Raw genomic sequence first — 16,061 nt, 5'->3', positions numbered from 1 at the left:
TTATAAAAATATGAAAGTACCGATTCTTATACCAAATATTTTTAATCATCCATTTACCTATAATTCAGATTTAAATTTAAAAGTTGGAGACTACGTGGCAGTGCCTTTTGGAAAGTCAGAGGTGACTGGAGTTGTATGGGATGATTTTGAAAAAAAAACAAACAAAAATTTTGCTATTAAAAAAGTTTTAAGAAAATTAGATGTTCCACCCTTAAAGAAAAATACAATTAAATTCTTAAATTGGTTTTCTGAATACAATATGACCCCTAAAGGTATGGCATTAAAATTGTTATTATTAAGTAGTGGCGCCATAGAAAAGTTACCAATTGAAGCTTATGAGCCATTCAAAATTGATATCAAAGAAAATGAAATAAAACTTTCTAAAGAGCAAAAAAATTCATTAAAAAAAATGAATGTATTAAATCAAAAATTTAGAGTTCATGTTTTACAAGGTACTACAGGCTCAGGTAAAACAATGGTCTATTTTGAAGCTTTAAAAGAGATAATTAATAAGGGTTTTCAAGGATTAATTCTATTACCAGAAATCGGATTAACAGGACAATTTCAAAATAAATTTATAGAATTTTTTGGTTTCAAGCCTGCTGTGTGGCACTCAGGTATTACAAAAAAAAATAAAGAAATTATTTGGAGTGGAATAGCAAATGATAAAATTAAAGTTGTAATTGGTGCTCGATCTTCATTATTTTTACCTTTTAAAAAACTAGGATTAATCATTGTTGATGAAGAACATGATCAATCTTATAAGCAAGATGAGGGAGTAACTTATAACGCAAGAGATATGGCAATTTCTAGAGCATCCTTTGAAAATATTCCAATCAATTTAATAACAGCCGTACCCTCTATTGAAACTTATGACAATATTAAAAAAGGCAAATATAGTTTATCAAAACTTGATCAAAGATATTTAAATGCATCTTTACCAAAATATGAAATAATTAATCTAAATAATTCCAAACTCGAATCTCAATCTTGGATAGCTAAAGAAACAATCGAGAAAGTAAAATTTCATCTTGAAAAAAAAGATCAAGTATTATTTTTTTTAAATAGAAGAGGATTTTCACCCCATGTTTTATGTAAAAAATGTTTTACTAGTTATTCATGTCCAAATTGTTCAATAAATTTAGTTTATCACAAAAACAAACAAAATTTATTATGTCACTACTGTGGATACAAAACTTTACTAAATAGGGACTGCTCAAAAGAAGGAAAATGTGATTTTATTTTTAGTGGGCCTGGAGTTGAAAGGATATCAGAAGAAGTAAAAAAAATTTTTCCCACCAAGGAAACAACTATATTTTCTAGCGATACAATGAATAAAAAAAGTTCAGCAGATGTTTTAGAAAAAATTATAGATAATAAAATTCAAATTTTAATTGGAACTCAATTAATTTCTAAAGGATTTCACTTTCCAAGTTTAAATTGTATTGTTGTTGTTGATATCGATTTATCATCACAAGGTCACGACCTAAGAGGTGCTGAAAAGAATTTACAATTATATCATCAACTTTCAGGTAGAGCAGGAAGAACAGGAAAGCCAGCAACTGTTTATTTTCAAACTTATAATTTAGATACCAAAATGATAACAGACATTACCAATAAAGATCCTGATATTTTTTTAGATAAAGAACTTGAAATTAGAAGGGAAAATAACCTTCCACCGTTTCAAAGATTTATTGCCTTAATAATTACCGGTAATAATGAAAGAGAACTTGAAAAAGAGGCTTATAAATTTAAAAGTTTTATAGAAAGTGCTGTTGATGGTAGAGTGCTTGGTCCTGTAAATGCACCTATATTTAGATTAAAAAGAAGGTTTAGAGTAAGACTTTTGATCAGGGGTCGAAAATCTCTCAAGGTTCAAAATTCCCTTTCAAAAGTCATTGAAAAATTCAAATTTCCAGCTGGAATGAAACTAACGGTTGATGTTGACCCAATAAACTTCAATTAACAAAGAAAAAACAAGACTTTTAGACAATGTGTGACTTGAAGAGCTAGGAGTCATATGTTAATTAAAACGAAATTTTAATAAATCTTCTAATATTTATAAGGAACAATAAATTGAGCAAAAATAAAGGTTTTTCTGAAACATCAGCAGGTAGATATTCCCTGGCACTTTATGAATTAGCTGTAGAAGCTAATAATTTAAATGAGATCGAGGTTCATTCTGCTTCAATTATCAATTTAATTACTTCAAGTGAAGATTTTAAATCTTTAATCAAGGATCCAACGAATAACAAAGAAGACCAATTAAATGCTCTAAGTAAAATTTCAGAACAATATAAATTGAATGAATTATTAACTAAATTTTTAAGCTTTCTAATATCTAAAAGAAGATTCTTTTATGTGGATAAAATTCTAAAAAGCTTTGTTGAGACATGTTCAGTCAAAAGAGGTGAATTAAAAGCAGAATTAACTTCTGCAAAAGATCTTACTGAAAATGAAATTAACAATATAAAAGAAGAATTGACTAAAAACTTTAGTTCAAAAATAAAATTAAACTACAAACACGATGCAAGTTTAATTGGGGGTTTGATTGTGCAAGTCGGAAGCACAATGGTGGACACTTCCATTAAAAATAAATTACAACAAATCGAAAATAGGATGATAGAGGCATAAATGGATATAAACCCATCAGAAGTAACAAAGATATTAAAAGAGCAAATTAAAAAATTTGGCGATAAAGCAGAAGTGACTGAGGTTGGTCAAGTTTTGTCAGTAGGAGATGGTATTGCTAGAGTGTACGGATTAGACAATGTTCAAGCTGGAGAGATGGTAGAATTTTCTGATGGATCAAAAGGAATGGCTCTAAACTTAGAAAGTGAAAATGTTGGAGTTGTAATTTTCGGAGACGATAGAAAAATTAAAGAAGGTGACGTTGTTAAAAGAACAGGAAGTATTGTAGATACACCTGTTGGAAAAGAATTATTAGGAAGAGTTGTTGATGGATTAGGAAATCCAATTGATGGCAAAGGTGCTTTAGATAAAGCAACTAAAAGAAGTAGAGTTGAAGTAAAAGCTCCTGGAATTATTCCAAGACAATCTGTTAGTGAACCAATGCAAACAGGCTTAAAATCAATTGACAGTCTAGTTCCAGTTGGAAGAGGACAGCGTGAATTAATTATTGGGGATAGACAAACTGGAAAAACTGCAGTTGCTATCGATGCGATCATTAACCAGAAAAAAATAAATGAGTCTGGTGATGAGAAGCAAAAACTTTATTGTATCTATGTTGCTATAGGTCAAAAAAGATCTACCGTTAGACAAATTCAAAAAACTTTAGAAGAAGCTGGTGCAATGGAATATACAACAATTGTTGCTGCTACTGCTTCAGACGCAGCGCCGCTTCAGTTTTTAGCACCATATACAGGCTGTACTATGGGTGAATACTATAGAGATAATGGTATGCATGCATTAATCATTTATGACGATTTATCTAAACAGGCTGTAGCTTATAGACAAATGTCACTTTTATTAAGAAGACCGCCAGGAAGAGAAGCTTATCCGGGAGATGTATTTTATTTACACAGCAGATTACTTGAGAGAGCAGCCAAGCTTAGTGATGAGCATGGTGGAGGTTCGTTAACTGCTCTTCCTATAATTGAAACGCAAGGTGGAGACGTATCTGCTTTTATTCCAACTAACGTTATTTCAATTACGGATGGTCAAATATTTCTTGAAACAGAATTATTTAACCAAGGAATTAGACCAGCGATTAACGTAGGTCTATCAGTTTCTAGAGTTGGATCTGCAGCACAAACAAAAGCAATGAAAAAAGTTTCTGGTTCAATGAAGCTAGAGCTTGCTCAATATAGAGAGATGGCTGCCTTTGCACAATTTGGATCTGATTTAGATGCATCTACACAAAAACTTTTAAATAGAGGTTCAAAACTAACTGAACTTTTAAAACAAAAACAATATTCCCCTATGACAGTTGCTGAACAAGTAATTTCAGTTTTCTGTGGAGTTAAAGGTTATTTGGATGATGTGGAACTTAAAGATATTGCTGAGTTCGAATCTAAGATTATTGAAAAATGTAAATCTGAAAAACCAGAAATTTTAGAATCTGTTTTAAGTTCAGGTAAGCTTGAAGAAGATACTGAAAAATCATTAGTTGATACTATCATGGAACTTAAGAAGAACTTTAATTCTTAAAATATGGCAACACTAGACGACTTAAAAAAAAGAATAGCGAGTGTAAAGTCTACACAAAAAATTACCAAAGCCATGAAAATGGTTGCGGCCGCTAAACTTAGAAGAGCCCAGGAAAATGCTGAAAAGGGAAGACCTTATTCTGAAAAAATGAATAACATTATTCTTAATTTATCTAGTGGCATTTCTGATAAGGAAAATGCTCCTAAGCTTCTTTCAGGAACAGGAGAAGATAAAGTGCATTTATGTATTGTGTTAACATCTGATCGTGGTCTATGTGGTGGTTTTAATACAAATATTATTAAAAAAGCAAAAACATATTTTCAAAAAATATCTGATGAGGGAAAAACTTTAAAAATTATAACTGTTGGATCTAAAGGGTATGATCAATTAAAAAGAGTTTATAAAGATGATATCGTAGAGAGAATATCTTTTAAAGATTCAAAAACTATCAACTATCTAGATGCTGAAAAAGTTGGAAAAATGATAATTGAAAACTTTGAAAAAGAAGAATTTGATGTGTGTACAATTTTTTATAATAAATTTAAAAATGTAATCACTCAGATACCTCAAGAACAACAAATAATTCCTTTAAAAACATCTGAAGCAGAAGAAAATTCTTCTGAGGATAATTATGAATTTGAACCAGACGAAGATGAAATTTTAAGCAACTTATTGCCTAAAAACATATCTACTCAGATTTTTAAAGCGATGTTAGAAAATTCAGCTAGCGAACAGGGCTCAAGAATGAGTGCAATGGACAATGCAACCCGTAACGCAGGTGAAATGGTTGACAAGCTAACTATTGAGTATAATAGAAGTCGTCAAGCAGCTATTACAAAAGAACTAATTGAAATCATATCAGGAGCGGAAAGTTTATAATTATGAGCAAAGGAAAAATCACACAGATCATTGGAGCAGTAGTAGACGTAAAATTTGATGGAGAATTACCAGAAATTTTATCAGCATTAGAATGTAAAAATGGAGACAACAGATTAGTTTTAGAAGTTGCTCAGCACCTTGGTGAGTCAAGTGTTAGAACAATTGCAATGGATGCTACTGAAGGATTAAAAAGAGGAGACGAAGTAACCGCAACAGGTGCTCCTATACAAGTTCCAGTTGGTCCGGAAACTTTAGGAAGAATTATAAATGTAATAGGTGAACCCATCGATGAAAAGGGTGAAGTTAAAACAAAAGAAAAATGGCCAATTCATAGAGCCGCACCTGAATTTAGTGATCAGTCAACAGAGACAGAAATTCTAGTTACAGGAATTAAAGTAGTTGATCTATTAGCACCATACGCCAAAGGAGGAAAAATTGGTTTATTTGGAGGTGCGGGTGTTGGTAAGACAGTACTTATTATGGAATTAATTAACAACGTAGCAAAAGCTCATGGTGGATTTTCTGTGTTTGCTGGTGTTGGAGAAAGAACTAGAGAAGGAAATGACCTTTATCACGAAATGATAGATTCAGGCGTTATTAAGCCAGAAGGTCCAGGATCAAAAGCTGCACTAGTGTATGGTCAAATGAATGAACCTCCAGGAGCTAGAGCAAGAGTTGCCTTAACAGGTTTAACTGTGGCTGAATATTTTAGAGATCAAGAAGGACAAGACGTATTATTCTTTGTTGATAATATCTTTAGATTTACTCAAGCAGGTTCAGAAGTTTCTGCACTATTAGGAAGAATTCCTTCAGCAGTGGGATATCAGCCTACACTTGCAACTGACATGGGTAATCTTCAAGAAAGAATTACGACTACTAACAAGGGTTCTATTACATCTGTACAAGCGATTTATGTACCAGCAGATGATTTAACTGACCCGGCACCTGCTACATCTTTTGCTCACTTAGATGCAACAACTGTATTATCGAGACAGATAGCTGAAATTGGAATTTATCCAGCAGTTGATCCTCTAGATTCTACTTCTAGAATTTTAGATCCTAGAATAGTTGGTGATGAGCATTACAGAGTTGCAAGAGAAGTGCAAAAAATTCTTCAAACTTACAAATCTCTGCAAGATATTATTGCAATTTTAGGAATGGATGAATTATCTGAAGAAGATAAATTAACAGTAGCTAGAGCGCGTAAAATACAAAGATTTTTATCACAACCTTTCTTTGTTGCTGAAGTCTTTACTGGTTCTCCAGGAAAATTAGTAGATTTAGAATCTACAATTAAAGGTTTTGCTGCAATATGTAATGGTGAGTATGATCATTTACCAGAAGCTGCATTTTATATGGTGGGCACAATTGAAGAAGCTGTAGAAAAAGCAGAAAAAATGGCGAAAGATGCTGCTGCATAATGAGTGAAGAGTTCAAAATAGAAATTGTAAATCCAGAAAAATCTTTTCTTTCAAAAGAAGATGTAACAGAAGTTGTTGTACCTGCTTTTGAGGGAGAAATGGGGATTTTAAAGGACCATATCTCAATTATTTCATTTCTAAAGCCAGGGATTATTAAAATCTTTTCTAAATCAGGTGAGGATAATTACTATGTTGAGGATGGAATTGTTGAATTTAAGAATAATAATTTATCAGTTCTAACAAGTTCTATTTTTAATATTAAAGATATTGATAAAGATAAAATTAGTGAACTACTTGCTCAAGCAGAAGAAAATTCAAAAAATAGTGACATTACAGATCAAAATAAATACTTAGTTGATCAAAAAATTGATGTGCTAAAAACTCTTAATTAAGAATTTCTTTTACTTTTTCTTTAACATCTTTGTACACATGTAGCTTAAAGTCTACAACTAGGTCAGTTATATTTTCTAGATCAATCCATTTCCATTCACAAAATTCAGGGTGTTTAGTTTTAATATCAATCTCATTATCTTGTCCTAAAAATCTCATTATAAACCACTTTTGTTCCTGACCTCTATATTTACCTTTCCAAATTATACCTAGTAAGTTTTTTGGTAATTCATAAGAGATTAATCCATCACATTCTTTGATTAGTTCAACATTTTTTATACTAGTTTCTTCTTCTAGCTCTCTGTAAGCAGCAGTTAAATAGTCCTCACCCTTATCAACACCACCTTGGGGCATCTGCCAAAAATTTTTTTGATTATCAATCCTTTTTGCAACAAAAACTTTATTATCTTTGTTCAGGACAACAATTCCAACCCCACTTCTAAGAGGTAAATTCACTTTACTATCTGGCATTTATCCGTTGAATAGTTTTATTGCAAAATTCAATTGATTATCAGTTTCAGAGTTAAATTTAAAATCATCCGAACCTTCTGCAACTTCTATATCAGGTGTTACACCTACTTCAGAAATAGATTTTCCTGAAGGGAGATAATATTTTGCAATTGTTAATCTAATAGCACCTCTATTTTTCAAAGGGATTATTGATTGCACAGAACCTTTTCCATAACTATTTTCTCCAAGTATAATAGCTCTTTTATGATCTTTTAATGCACCAGCTACTATTTCCGATGCTGAAGCTGATCCATAGTTAATAAGTATAATTAGTGTTTTACCATTTGTTAGATCACCTTTTTTAGCAAACCATTTTCTATTCTCTGAAGCTTGTCGACTTCTTGTTGATACAATCTCACCATTTTCTAAAAAAAAGTCTGAAATTTTAATTGCCTGAGAAAGCAAGCCACCTGGGTTGTTTCTTAAATCTAAGATATAACCCTTTAGATCTTTGTTTTTATTTAATTTATTAATTTTTTCTTTAATTTGTTCACTGCTATTTTCGTTAAAGGAAGTTAATCTTATATAGCCAATGTTATTATCTATAAGTTCAGATTTTACAGACTGAACCTGAATAACTTCTCTCGTTATATTAAAAATTAATGCTTTTTTTACACCTCTTCTTCTAACTGTTATTTCAATACTCGATCCAACAGGTCCCCTCATTAGGTCTACTGCTTGCATTAATGTTTTGCCTTGGACCTGGGTATTATTAATTTTTACAATATAATCACCAGCTTTTAATCCTGCTTTTGATGCTGGAGTATTATCTATTGGTGATATTACCTTTACAACACCTGCTTCCATGCCAACTTCAATACCAAGCCCACCAAACTCTCCACTAGTTTCAGTTTGCATACCCTCAAAACTTTCAGGTGTCATATATGCGGAATAGGGATCAAGAGATTGCAATAAACCATTTATGGCTGAGTCCATACTTTTTGATTGATCAACTTCATCAACGTATTCTTTGCTAATTTTCTCAAGAACCTCACCAAACAAATCAATTTTTTTATATAAGTCGGTGTTTTCAGAAAAACTTTTTTGAAAAGTAAATAATAGTATTATAAAAAAAAGAAAAAATCTTTTAGTCAAAATCATATCATCACTTTTTCTTTAGGAATGATTTCTGACCATATTTTTTCTAATTCATAAAATTTTCTTTTATCAGGATGAAATATATGAACAATCAAATCTATACCATCAACTAATTTCCAATCACCACTTTCTTTTCCTTCAATCTTAGAATTTTTTATTCCATTGGTCTTTAATTTTTCTAGCACCATTTCAGATAAAGCCTGAATATGTCTAGAAGAAGTTCCGCTTGCTATAATCATATAGTCAGCCATTGAACTTTTATTTTTAAGATCTATTGAAATAATATCTAGGGCTTTATTAGAATCTAGGGTTTTTAGGATTAAATCTTTAAGGTCTATGTTTTTTTCCATTAATTTATTTAACCTTATCAAATTTTTCTTAATTGAGAAGATGAAATATTAACCTTTTTAAAATTAATAAAAGATAATCTATTTTTATTTACACCGTTATAGGTCACAGACTTTAGCGATTTAGCTTTATATCCCTGTCGATCAAACACAAGTAGATTGCATTTTTTTATAATGGATTTCCATTTATACCATTTATGAAAATTGATTAGATTGTCAGCACCCATAATAAAATAGATCTCAAATTTTTTATCTTTATTTAAGTAATTGATGAGGTCAATTGTTTTATTGGAGAGAACTTTTTCCTCATAAAATTTTACTTTAATAAAATCATTTTTACCAATAATTTTTTTTGCAAATTTTATTCTATTTTTTAAATTTGTTTTACTTGTGTTTTTAAATGGGTTTTGTTTGGTAATTGCCCATATAATATTTTTTAATTCTAATATTTTTTTAGCCTGTTTAGAAATTTCTAAATGACCTTTGTGAGCAGGATCAAAAGTTCCCCCCAAGATTCCAATTTTTGTTTTTTTTTGTTTTAAGTTATTTTCTAGTTTTACCATTACTAATAATTTCGTATTTGTATGAAACGAGCTGCCCTAATCCAACAGGTCCTCTTGGAGGCAAAGTATTTGTCGAAATGCCAACCTCACCACCAAAACCGAATTCACCACCATCAGCAAATTGAGTAGATGTGTTATGCATTGCTATTGAACTTTTAACATTTTTTAAGAATTTATTTGCAGTTTTTTTATTTTTAGTAATGATAGAGTCAGTATGCATAGTCCCATATTTATTAATATGGCTAATAGCGTCGTCACAATCTTTAACTGTTTTTACAGACACTGTTGATGATAAATATTCAGTAGACCAATCCTTTTCTTTTGCTGGATAAATCTTTCCCTTGTAATATTTTTTCAAAAAACGATCTCCATAAATTTTGCAGTTATTTTCTTCTAACTTTTTTAAAATTGGGTTACAGAATTTCTTAACAATTTTTTCATGCATCAAAATTGTTTCAGTAGCGCCACAAATACTAGTGTTTCTTAGCTTTGCATTATAGGTAACGTTTGTAGCCATCTTTAGATTGGCATTCTTATCAATAAAAGTATGACAAAGACCTTCCAAGTGACCGATAATAGGGACGTTAGAAAATTGCTGAACTCTTTTTACTAAATTTTTTCCACCACGAGGTATTATTACATCAATATAATCTTTCATTTTTGAAAGCATAAAGTCGACCATTTTTCTGTCTTTAGAGTCTATAAATTGAATAAAGTTTTCATTCACTCTAGTTTCCTTAAGCGACTTTCGAAATAGTTTTGCTAAAATTTTATTAGTATTTATAGCTTCAGAGCCACCCTTTAAAATTACAGCATTTCCAGATTTAAAGCATAAACTTGCAACATCGGCTGTAACGTTGGGTCTGCTTTCATAAACAACACCTATAACACCAATAGGTATAGACACTCTGCTAATTGTTAAACCATTTGGTCTGCTCCATTTTTCTAAAGTAGCATCAACAGGATCTTTCAATTTAGCAATTTTATTTATAGAATTTTTTATGCCTATTAACTTTTTTTCATCAATAGTTAATCTTTCTATCAGATTACTTTTTAGGCCCTTATTTAGAGCAAATAGAATATCTTTTTGATTAGCTTTAAATATAGATTTTTTTTCTTTGCCTAATAAGAAAGCATATTTTTTTAAAACTTTATTTTTAGTTTTTGAATTAACTTTATCAAGTGATGCCTTTCTTGCATTTTGACCTATTAATCTCATATATCTGCTCATTCTATACCTCTACTATATCATCTTTATGAATTACTTCTGATTTGGAAATATATCCTAGTAATTTTTCTATTTCTTTTGAGTGGTGACCCATTATTTTTTCTATTTCGTTAGATGAAAAAGAGCTAAGTCCTCTTGCACATTCATAATTATTTTTATCTAAAACTTTAATATGATCTCCTTTACTAAATCGCCCAGATACTTTTTTTATTCCTGCTGCTAATAAACTTTTACCATTTGAAAGTGCTTGTTTCGCACCATCATCAATAATCAGCACACCTTTAGGTGAAACAGAGCTGATAATCCATTTTTTTCTAGCATCTAATTTTGAAACCTTAGGTAAAAACCATGTACAATTATTCTCTTCAGTTATTTTTTTAATAGGTCGGTTTATTAAGCCATTTGCTATTACCATTTGGCATCCTGATAATTGACAGATCTTAGCAGCATCTATTTTAGTTTTCATGCCACCCGTTCCATGCTCACTAATACTTTTGGTCGCTATTTTTTCTATATCTTTATCTATATTTCTTATTTCTTTTATTAATTTTGCATTTTTATATATTTTTGGATTATGTGTATAAAGACCATCTACATCAGAAAGCAATATAAGGGAGTCTGCACCTGATATTTGTGCAACACGAGATGCTAATCTGTCATTATCACCATACTTAATCTCTGAAGTGGCGATAGTATCATTTTCATTTACTATTGGTACAAAGCCTAGTTTAAATAAATTGTCAAAAGTTCTTTTTGCGTTAAGGGCTCTTCTTCTTTGTTCAGTATCTTCTAGAGTGAGAAGAATTTGGGAAATATTAATTTTTAATTTAACAAATGTTTCTGAAAATAAATTCATTAGTTCAATTTGCCCAATAGAAGCAACAGCCTGACTTTTATCAATCTTAAGGTTTTTTTTGCTAATATTTAGTTTTTTGCAACCCATTGCTATTGCTCCGGAGCTTACAATAATAACTTTTTTATTCTGTTTTATTAATTCCTGAATATCTTTAGCAAATTCAGTGAGCCATTTTCTTCTTACTTTTTTTTTGTCATCTATTAATAAGGATGAACCAATCTTAATTACAATTATTTTAGAATCTTTAAGATACATAGGAGAGCAATTTAGCTTTAATTTTAGATATTGAGTCTTTTTCTAATGTTGAGAGTGTAACTACCTCAGAATCTTTATTTTTAGAAAAATTTTTTAAAATTTCTTTCACTTCTTCTTCTTCTAATAAGTCTGTCTTATTTAATACAATTATTTCTTTTTTTTCTAGTAAATCTTTACTGTAACTCCCCAACTCATTTCGAACTTGTTTATACGTATTTTCAAGGTCCTCATCAGTAATATCTATTAAATGCATTAAAGTTTTGCATCTTTCTATGTGTTTTAAAAATTGAATACCAAGACCTACACCCTCGTGCGCACCTTCAACCAATCCAGGAATATCAGCTAGAGTTATTTCTTTATCATCATAACTTGCAACACCAAGATTTGGATTTAATGTTGTAAATTTATAGTTAGCAATTTTAGGCATCGCATTTGTAATGGAAGCTAATAAGCTTGATTTACCTGCATTAGGTAGTCCAACAATACCAACATCAGCAATAGTTTTTAACTGAAGCCAGATTACATACTCTTCACCAGGCGCACCTTTAGTAAATTTTTTGGGAGCTCTATTAGTGGAACTTTTAAATCGAGTATTTCCTAGACCACCTTTACCACCATTAGCTACAATAAATTCTTCACCTTCTTTTTTAAAATCATAAATTAAGGTTTTATTATCTTCTTCAAAAACTTGCGTACCTATTGGAACTTTTAAAATTAAATCTTCTCCACTGTGACCTGTACGATTTTGTCCAGAACCATTAACTCCTCTTCCTGCTTTATGGTGTTGTTGAAATCTATAGTCGATAAGAGTATTTAAATTTCTTTCTGACCTAAGATATATGGTGCCACCTTTACCTCCATCGCCTCCATCAGGTCCGCCGTATTCAATAAATTTTTCTCTACGGAAGCTAGGAGATCCATGTCCTCCATTGCCTGCTTTTACATAAATTTTAACTTGATCTAGAAACTTCATAATACAACTCTTAGTTTTTTAGTTGTACTACTAATTGGGCTTTACTGAAACGAATGTTCTATCTGATTTACCCTTTTTGAAAACAACTTTTCCTTCAACAACAGAAAAAATTGAATGATCTTTACCCATCCCCACGTTTTCACCAGGAAAAATTTTTGTGCCTCTTTGTCTTACAATTATGTTTCCAGGAATTACTACTTCACCACCATACTTTTTAACGCCAAGTCTACGACCGGCACTATCTCGTCCGTTTCTCGATGATCCACCTGCTTTTTTTGTTGCCATAATTTACCTAATTTATTTGCTTGCTACTTCAGTCTCAACTTTTTCAACTTTTTTAGTTGGTTTTACCATTTTCTCAGCTTCTGATAAAACTTTACCATCTTTTGAAAAAATTTTGCTAATTCTAATTAATGAGTACTGTTGTCTATGACCATTTTTTCTTCTTGAATTCTGTCTTCTTCTTTTTTTAAATATTAAAATAGTTCTATTTTTACCGTTTTCTACTAGGTCGGCTTCAACTTTTGCACCTTCAACTACTGGAGAACCAACTTCAATAGTTTTATCATCTCCATAAGCGAGGATTTCTTTAAATTCGATTTTAGTCTCAGGTTTAGAATCCTCTAATCTTTCAATTTTAAGGATTTCACCAGCTTTAACTTTGTACTGTTTTCCACCTGTTTGTATTATTGCGTATGACATTGTTTAATCTGTTTTTTATAATCAGCAATATAGTCTTGACCAAATTATAGTCAAGCGCGAATAAGCTAAAAATTGTCCTTTAAATCTCTCAATTTTGAAAAGTTTTCCTCTGTACCCGATCTAAGAAAAATATTGCACTCTAATTCTTCTTTAATCGTAGATGGAATAGTAGGTAGGTTTTTTTCTAATTTTTCATCTATAAGTTTAATCTTAACTTTAAGGCTTTCATTGTCTTGGTCATGAGCAATACAAAATTTAGAGTTTTGTTTGGTATACTCATGTCCACAATAGATCTTAGTTTTTTCTGGTAGAGCTTTTATTTTCATTAATGAATTATACATCTGTGAGTATGTTCCTTCAAAAATTTTACCACAACCAAGTGAAAAGAGGGTGTCTCCAGTAAAAACAGACTCTTCATTATAAAAATAAAAACATATATGGCCAAGGGTATGACCAGGTATATGAAATATTTTAGCCTGGAAATTTTCTTCGTGCCAAATGTCCTGATCACCAACAAGTATATCTATTTCTGGAATTCTATCTTTGTCTCTTTTGTATCCAATAACACTAGCTCCATATTTTTCTTTTAATTCTTTATTTCCCCCAACATGATCATAATGATGATGTGTATTTAATATATATTTTAAATGTATATTTTTATCTTCCAAATATTTGATAACAGGTTTTGCTTCACTAGGGTCAATCACACATGCAATATTTTTAGCTTTATCAATAATTAGATAAGAATAATTATCCTGTAGACAACGTATTATTTGAATTTCCATTTAACTTTCAATTAAAAAAATACCCAATTCTGCAGACAAATTTTTAGTATTTAGATTAAGTCTATTAATAGAAGATATCTTTTCGTTATGTAGAGCTAATGATTTATCTAATTTAATTTTTCTATTTTCACAAAAATTATAAAAATCTTTTATAGTACACATATGAAGGTTGGGAGTATTGTACCACTCATCAGGTAAATTTTTTGTAATTGGCATTGTTCCTTTAATTAATAGATGAAGTCTAACCTTCCAAAAACCAAAATTAGGTATTGTAACAATAGCTTTTTTGCCAACTCTTAATAGTTCTTTGATAACTATTTCAGGATTTAAAAATGCTTGTAATGTTTGACTTAAAATAACGAAATCAAAGGAACTGTCAGGAAATTGTAAAAGATCTTTTTCTGCATCACCTTCGATAACAGTTAGTCCTTTTGATAAACATTTTTGAACATTATCTTTTGAGATTTCTATTCCTCTTATGTCTATTTCTTTATTATACTTAAGATATTCCATTAATATGCCATCTCCACACCCCACATCTAAAACTCTAGTATTTTTTTCAATTAAATCGGAGATTATTTTAAATTCTTGTTTCATGTTTAGTTTTTAGAATAAGCTGTTTTAATATAGTCACCTAGAGTATTTAAAAATTTAGGAACTTTTAAAAGGAATGAATCGTGCCCTTTGTCAGATTCAATTTCAACAAATCCGACCTCAGCACCTATAGCATTTAAGGCTATAACAATTTCTTTATTTTCAGAGGTTGGATAAAGCCAATCAGAAGTAAAAGATATAATAAGAAACTTAGTTTTAGTTTTTTCAAATGCTTTAGATAAATTACCATGATGTTCTTTTACTAGATCAAAATAGTCCATTGCTCTTGTTATGTATAGGTAGCTATTGGCATCAAATCTATCAACAAATACAGATCCTTGATATCTTAAGTAGCTTTCAATTTGAAAGTCAGCATCAAAACCAAATTTCAGATCATCTCTTTCTTGTAACTTCCTTCCAAATTTTTCCTGAAGACCATTTTTAGACAAATAAGTTATATGTGCAGCCATTCTTGCAACAGATAATCCTTTATCAGGATTTTTATTTTGATTGGAATAATCACCGTTCTCCCAATTAGCATCAGCCATAATTGATTGTCTACCAAGTTCATTAAAAGCAATGTTCTGTGCCGAATGACTAGCTGTACAGGCTATTGGAATAGCAACTTTTGCTTTATCAGGGAAGTTATTAACGAATTGAAGTGTCTGCATACCACCCATTGATCCACCCATAACAGCAAATAATTTTTCAATATTAAAAAAATTTAAGAGATTAAATTGCGCGTTAACCATGTCATTAATAGTAATAACAGGAAAAGTAGTGCCATATTTTTTATTGGTATCAGGGTTGATATCACTAGGACCAAATGAACCCATGCACCCACCAATAACATTTGCACAAATTACAAAGTATTTATCAGTATCAATAGCTTTACCAGACCCAACAGCATAAGACCACCAACCTTCTTTTTTAGTAATTGGATTTATTCCAGATACAAATTGATCACCAGTCAAGGCATGAAAAATAAGAATAGCATTATCTTTATTCTCATTAAGAGAGCCATAAGTCTCATAAGCAAGAGAATAATTATTGATAGTTTGGCCACAATCTAATTTTAATGGTTTATCAATTATAATATTTTTTATGTTCACATTTATATTCATAAGTATTAGCCAAATTTGAATTGTGAGACAAAAAAACTTATTTAGCGGTTTTTTTTAAGCGCTCGCAATTCAGTTAAATCAGCGCATATTTTTTGTACTAGATAGCATTTCTTATGTCAATTTTTTTAAAAAATGACTTATTCTATATGAAAGGATAATATTTTAT

The 16,061-nt window shown here is 30.6% G+C and carries 18 protein-coding genes; 6 read left to right on the top strand and 12 right to left on the bottom strand.

Going from position 1 to position 16,061, the window contains the following annotated elements:
- The first annotated feature begins 10 nt into the window (after positions 1-10).
- The 6 genes from priA to atpC all read left to right on the top strand — a co-directional run bounded on the left by priA (position 11) and on the right by atpC (position 6,862).
- Positions 11-1,966 (top strand): replication restart helicase PriA, encoded by a 1,956-nt coding sequence (gene priA / locus AC5SL9_RS06150; protein ID WP_494573977.1) that lies wholly within the window; start codon positions 11-13, stop codon positions 1,964-1,966.
- Positions 1,967-2,076: 110 nt separating this feature from the next.
- On the top strand, positions 2,077-2,634 hold the full coding sequence (gene atpH / locus AC5SL9_RS06145; protein WP_011281556.1) for an ATP synthase F1 subunit delta: 558 nt from the start codon (positions 2,077-2,079) through the stop codon (positions 2,632-2,634).
- The gene (atpA, locus tag AC5SL9_RS06140; protein WP_006997678.1) at positions 2,635-4,170 is read left to right on the top strand and encodes a F0F1 ATP synthase subunit alpha; all 1,536 of its coding nucleotides are present in this window, start codon (positions 2,635-2,637) and stop codon (positions 4,168-4,170) included.
- Positions 4,171-4,173: 3 nt separating this feature from the next.
- Entirely contained in the window at positions 4,174-5,049 is an 876-nt protein-coding gene (locus AC5SL9_RS06135) for a F0F1 ATP synthase subunit gamma (protein ID WP_271579986.1), read from the top strand.
- A gap of 2 nt (positions 5,050-5,051) precedes the next feature.
- A complete protein-coding gene (gene atpD / locus AC5SL9_RS06130) occupies positions 5,052-6,470 on the top strand; it encodes a F0F1 ATP synthase subunit beta (RefSeq protein WP_006997680.1) in 1,419 nt (472 codons plus the stop codon).
- The gene (atpC, locus tag AC5SL9_RS06125; protein ID WP_018413613.1) at positions 6,470-6,862 is read left to right on the top strand and encodes an ATP synthase F1 subunit epsilon; all 393 of its coding nucleotides are present in this window, start codon (positions 6,470-6,472) and stop codon (positions 6,860-6,862) included. Before atpD ends, atpC begins: the two co-directional genes overlap by 1 nt.
- Here atpC and AC5SL9_RS06120 read toward each other — a convergent pair.
- The 12 genes from AC5SL9_RS06120 to metX form a co-directional block, all read right to left on the bottom strand.
- Complete coding sequence (locus AC5SL9_RS06120; protein WP_020168880.1) at positions 6,855-7,331, bottom strand: RNA pyrophosphohydrolase; 477 nt, start codon at positions 7,329-7,331, stop codon at positions 6,855-6,857. The genes atpC and AC5SL9_RS06120 overlap by 8 nt on opposite strands.
- Complete coding sequence (locus AC5SL9_RS06115; protein WP_271579987.1) at positions 7,332-8,471, bottom strand: S41 family peptidase; 1,140 nt, start codon at positions 8,469-8,471, stop codon at positions 7,332-7,334.
- A complete protein-coding gene (gene rsfS, locus AC5SL9_RS06110) occupies positions 8,468-8,818 on the bottom strand; it encodes a ribosome silencing factor (protein WP_006997684.1) in 351 nt (116 codons plus the stop codon). Before rsfS ends, AC5SL9_RS06115 begins: the two co-directional genes overlap by 4 nt.
- 17 nt (positions 8,819-8,835) lie before the next feature.
- A complete protein-coding gene (gene nadD / locus AC5SL9_RS06105) occupies positions 8,836-9,378 on the bottom strand; it encodes a nicotinate (nicotinamide) nucleotide adenylyltransferase (protein WP_494573976.1) in 543 nt (180 codons plus the stop codon).
- Positions 9,359-10,609: a glutamate-5-semialdehyde dehydrogenase gene (locus tag AC5SL9_RS06100; RefSeq protein WP_494573975.1), complete on the bottom strand. Its 1,251-nt coding sequence runs from the start codon at positions 10,607-10,609 to the stop codon at positions 9,359-9,361. The genes nadD and AC5SL9_RS06100 overlap by 20 nt, the downstream gene beginning before the upstream one ends.
- Before the next feature lies 1 nt (position 10,610).
- Positions 10,611-11,717, bottom strand: coding sequence for a glutamate 5-kinase (gene proB, locus AC5SL9_RS06095; RefSeq protein ID WP_271626392.1), 1,107 nt, complete (start codon positions 11,715-11,717; stop codon positions 10,611-10,613).
- On the bottom strand, positions 11,707-12,690 hold the full coding sequence (cgtA, locus tag AC5SL9_RS06090) for an Obg family GTPase CgtA (protein ID WP_027306898.1): 984 nt from the start codon (positions 12,688-12,690) through the stop codon (positions 11,707-11,709). Before cgtA ends, proB begins: the two co-directional genes overlap by 11 nt.
- A gap of 30 nt (positions 12,691-12,720) precedes the next feature.
- Positions 12,721-12,975 carry a 50S ribosomal protein L27 gene (gene rpmA / locus AC5SL9_RS06085; RefSeq protein ID WP_006997689.1) on the bottom strand — a complete coding sequence of 85 codons (255 nt, stop codon included), beginning with the start codon at positions 12,973-12,975 and terminating at the stop codon, positions 12,721-12,723.
- A 12-nt stretch (positions 12,976-12,987) separates the two neighbouring features.
- A complete protein-coding gene (gene rplU, locus AC5SL9_RS06080; protein ID WP_006997690.1) occupies positions 12,988-13,392 on the bottom strand; it encodes a 50S ribosomal protein L21 in 405 nt (134 codons plus the stop codon).
- A gap of 65 nt (positions 13,393-13,457) precedes the next feature.
- Positions 13,458-14,177 (bottom strand): hydroxyacylglutathione hydrolase, encoded by a 720-nt coding sequence (gloB, locus tag AC5SL9_RS06075; RefSeq protein WP_494573974.1) that lies wholly within the window; start codon positions 14,175-14,177, stop codon positions 13,458-13,460.
- Positions 14,178-14,774 carry a methionine biosynthesis protein MetW gene (gene metW, locus AC5SL9_RS06070; RefSeq protein WP_018413606.1) on the bottom strand — a complete coding sequence of 199 codons (597 nt, stop codon included), beginning with the start codon at positions 14,772-14,774 and terminating at the stop codon, positions 14,178-14,180.
- Between the two features lie 2 nt (positions 14,775-14,776).
- Positions 14,777-15,895 (bottom strand): homoserine O-acetyltransferase MetX, encoded by a 1,119-nt coding sequence (metX, locus tag AC5SL9_RS06065; protein WP_018413605.1) that lies wholly within the window; start codon positions 15,893-15,895, stop codon positions 14,777-14,779.
- Positions 15,896-16,061: the final 166 nt, after the last annotated feature.

Source organism: Candidatus Pelagibacter sp. PS_37, assembly GCF_059417825.1.
This window is presented reverse-complemented; position numbering and strand designations above follow the sequence as displayed.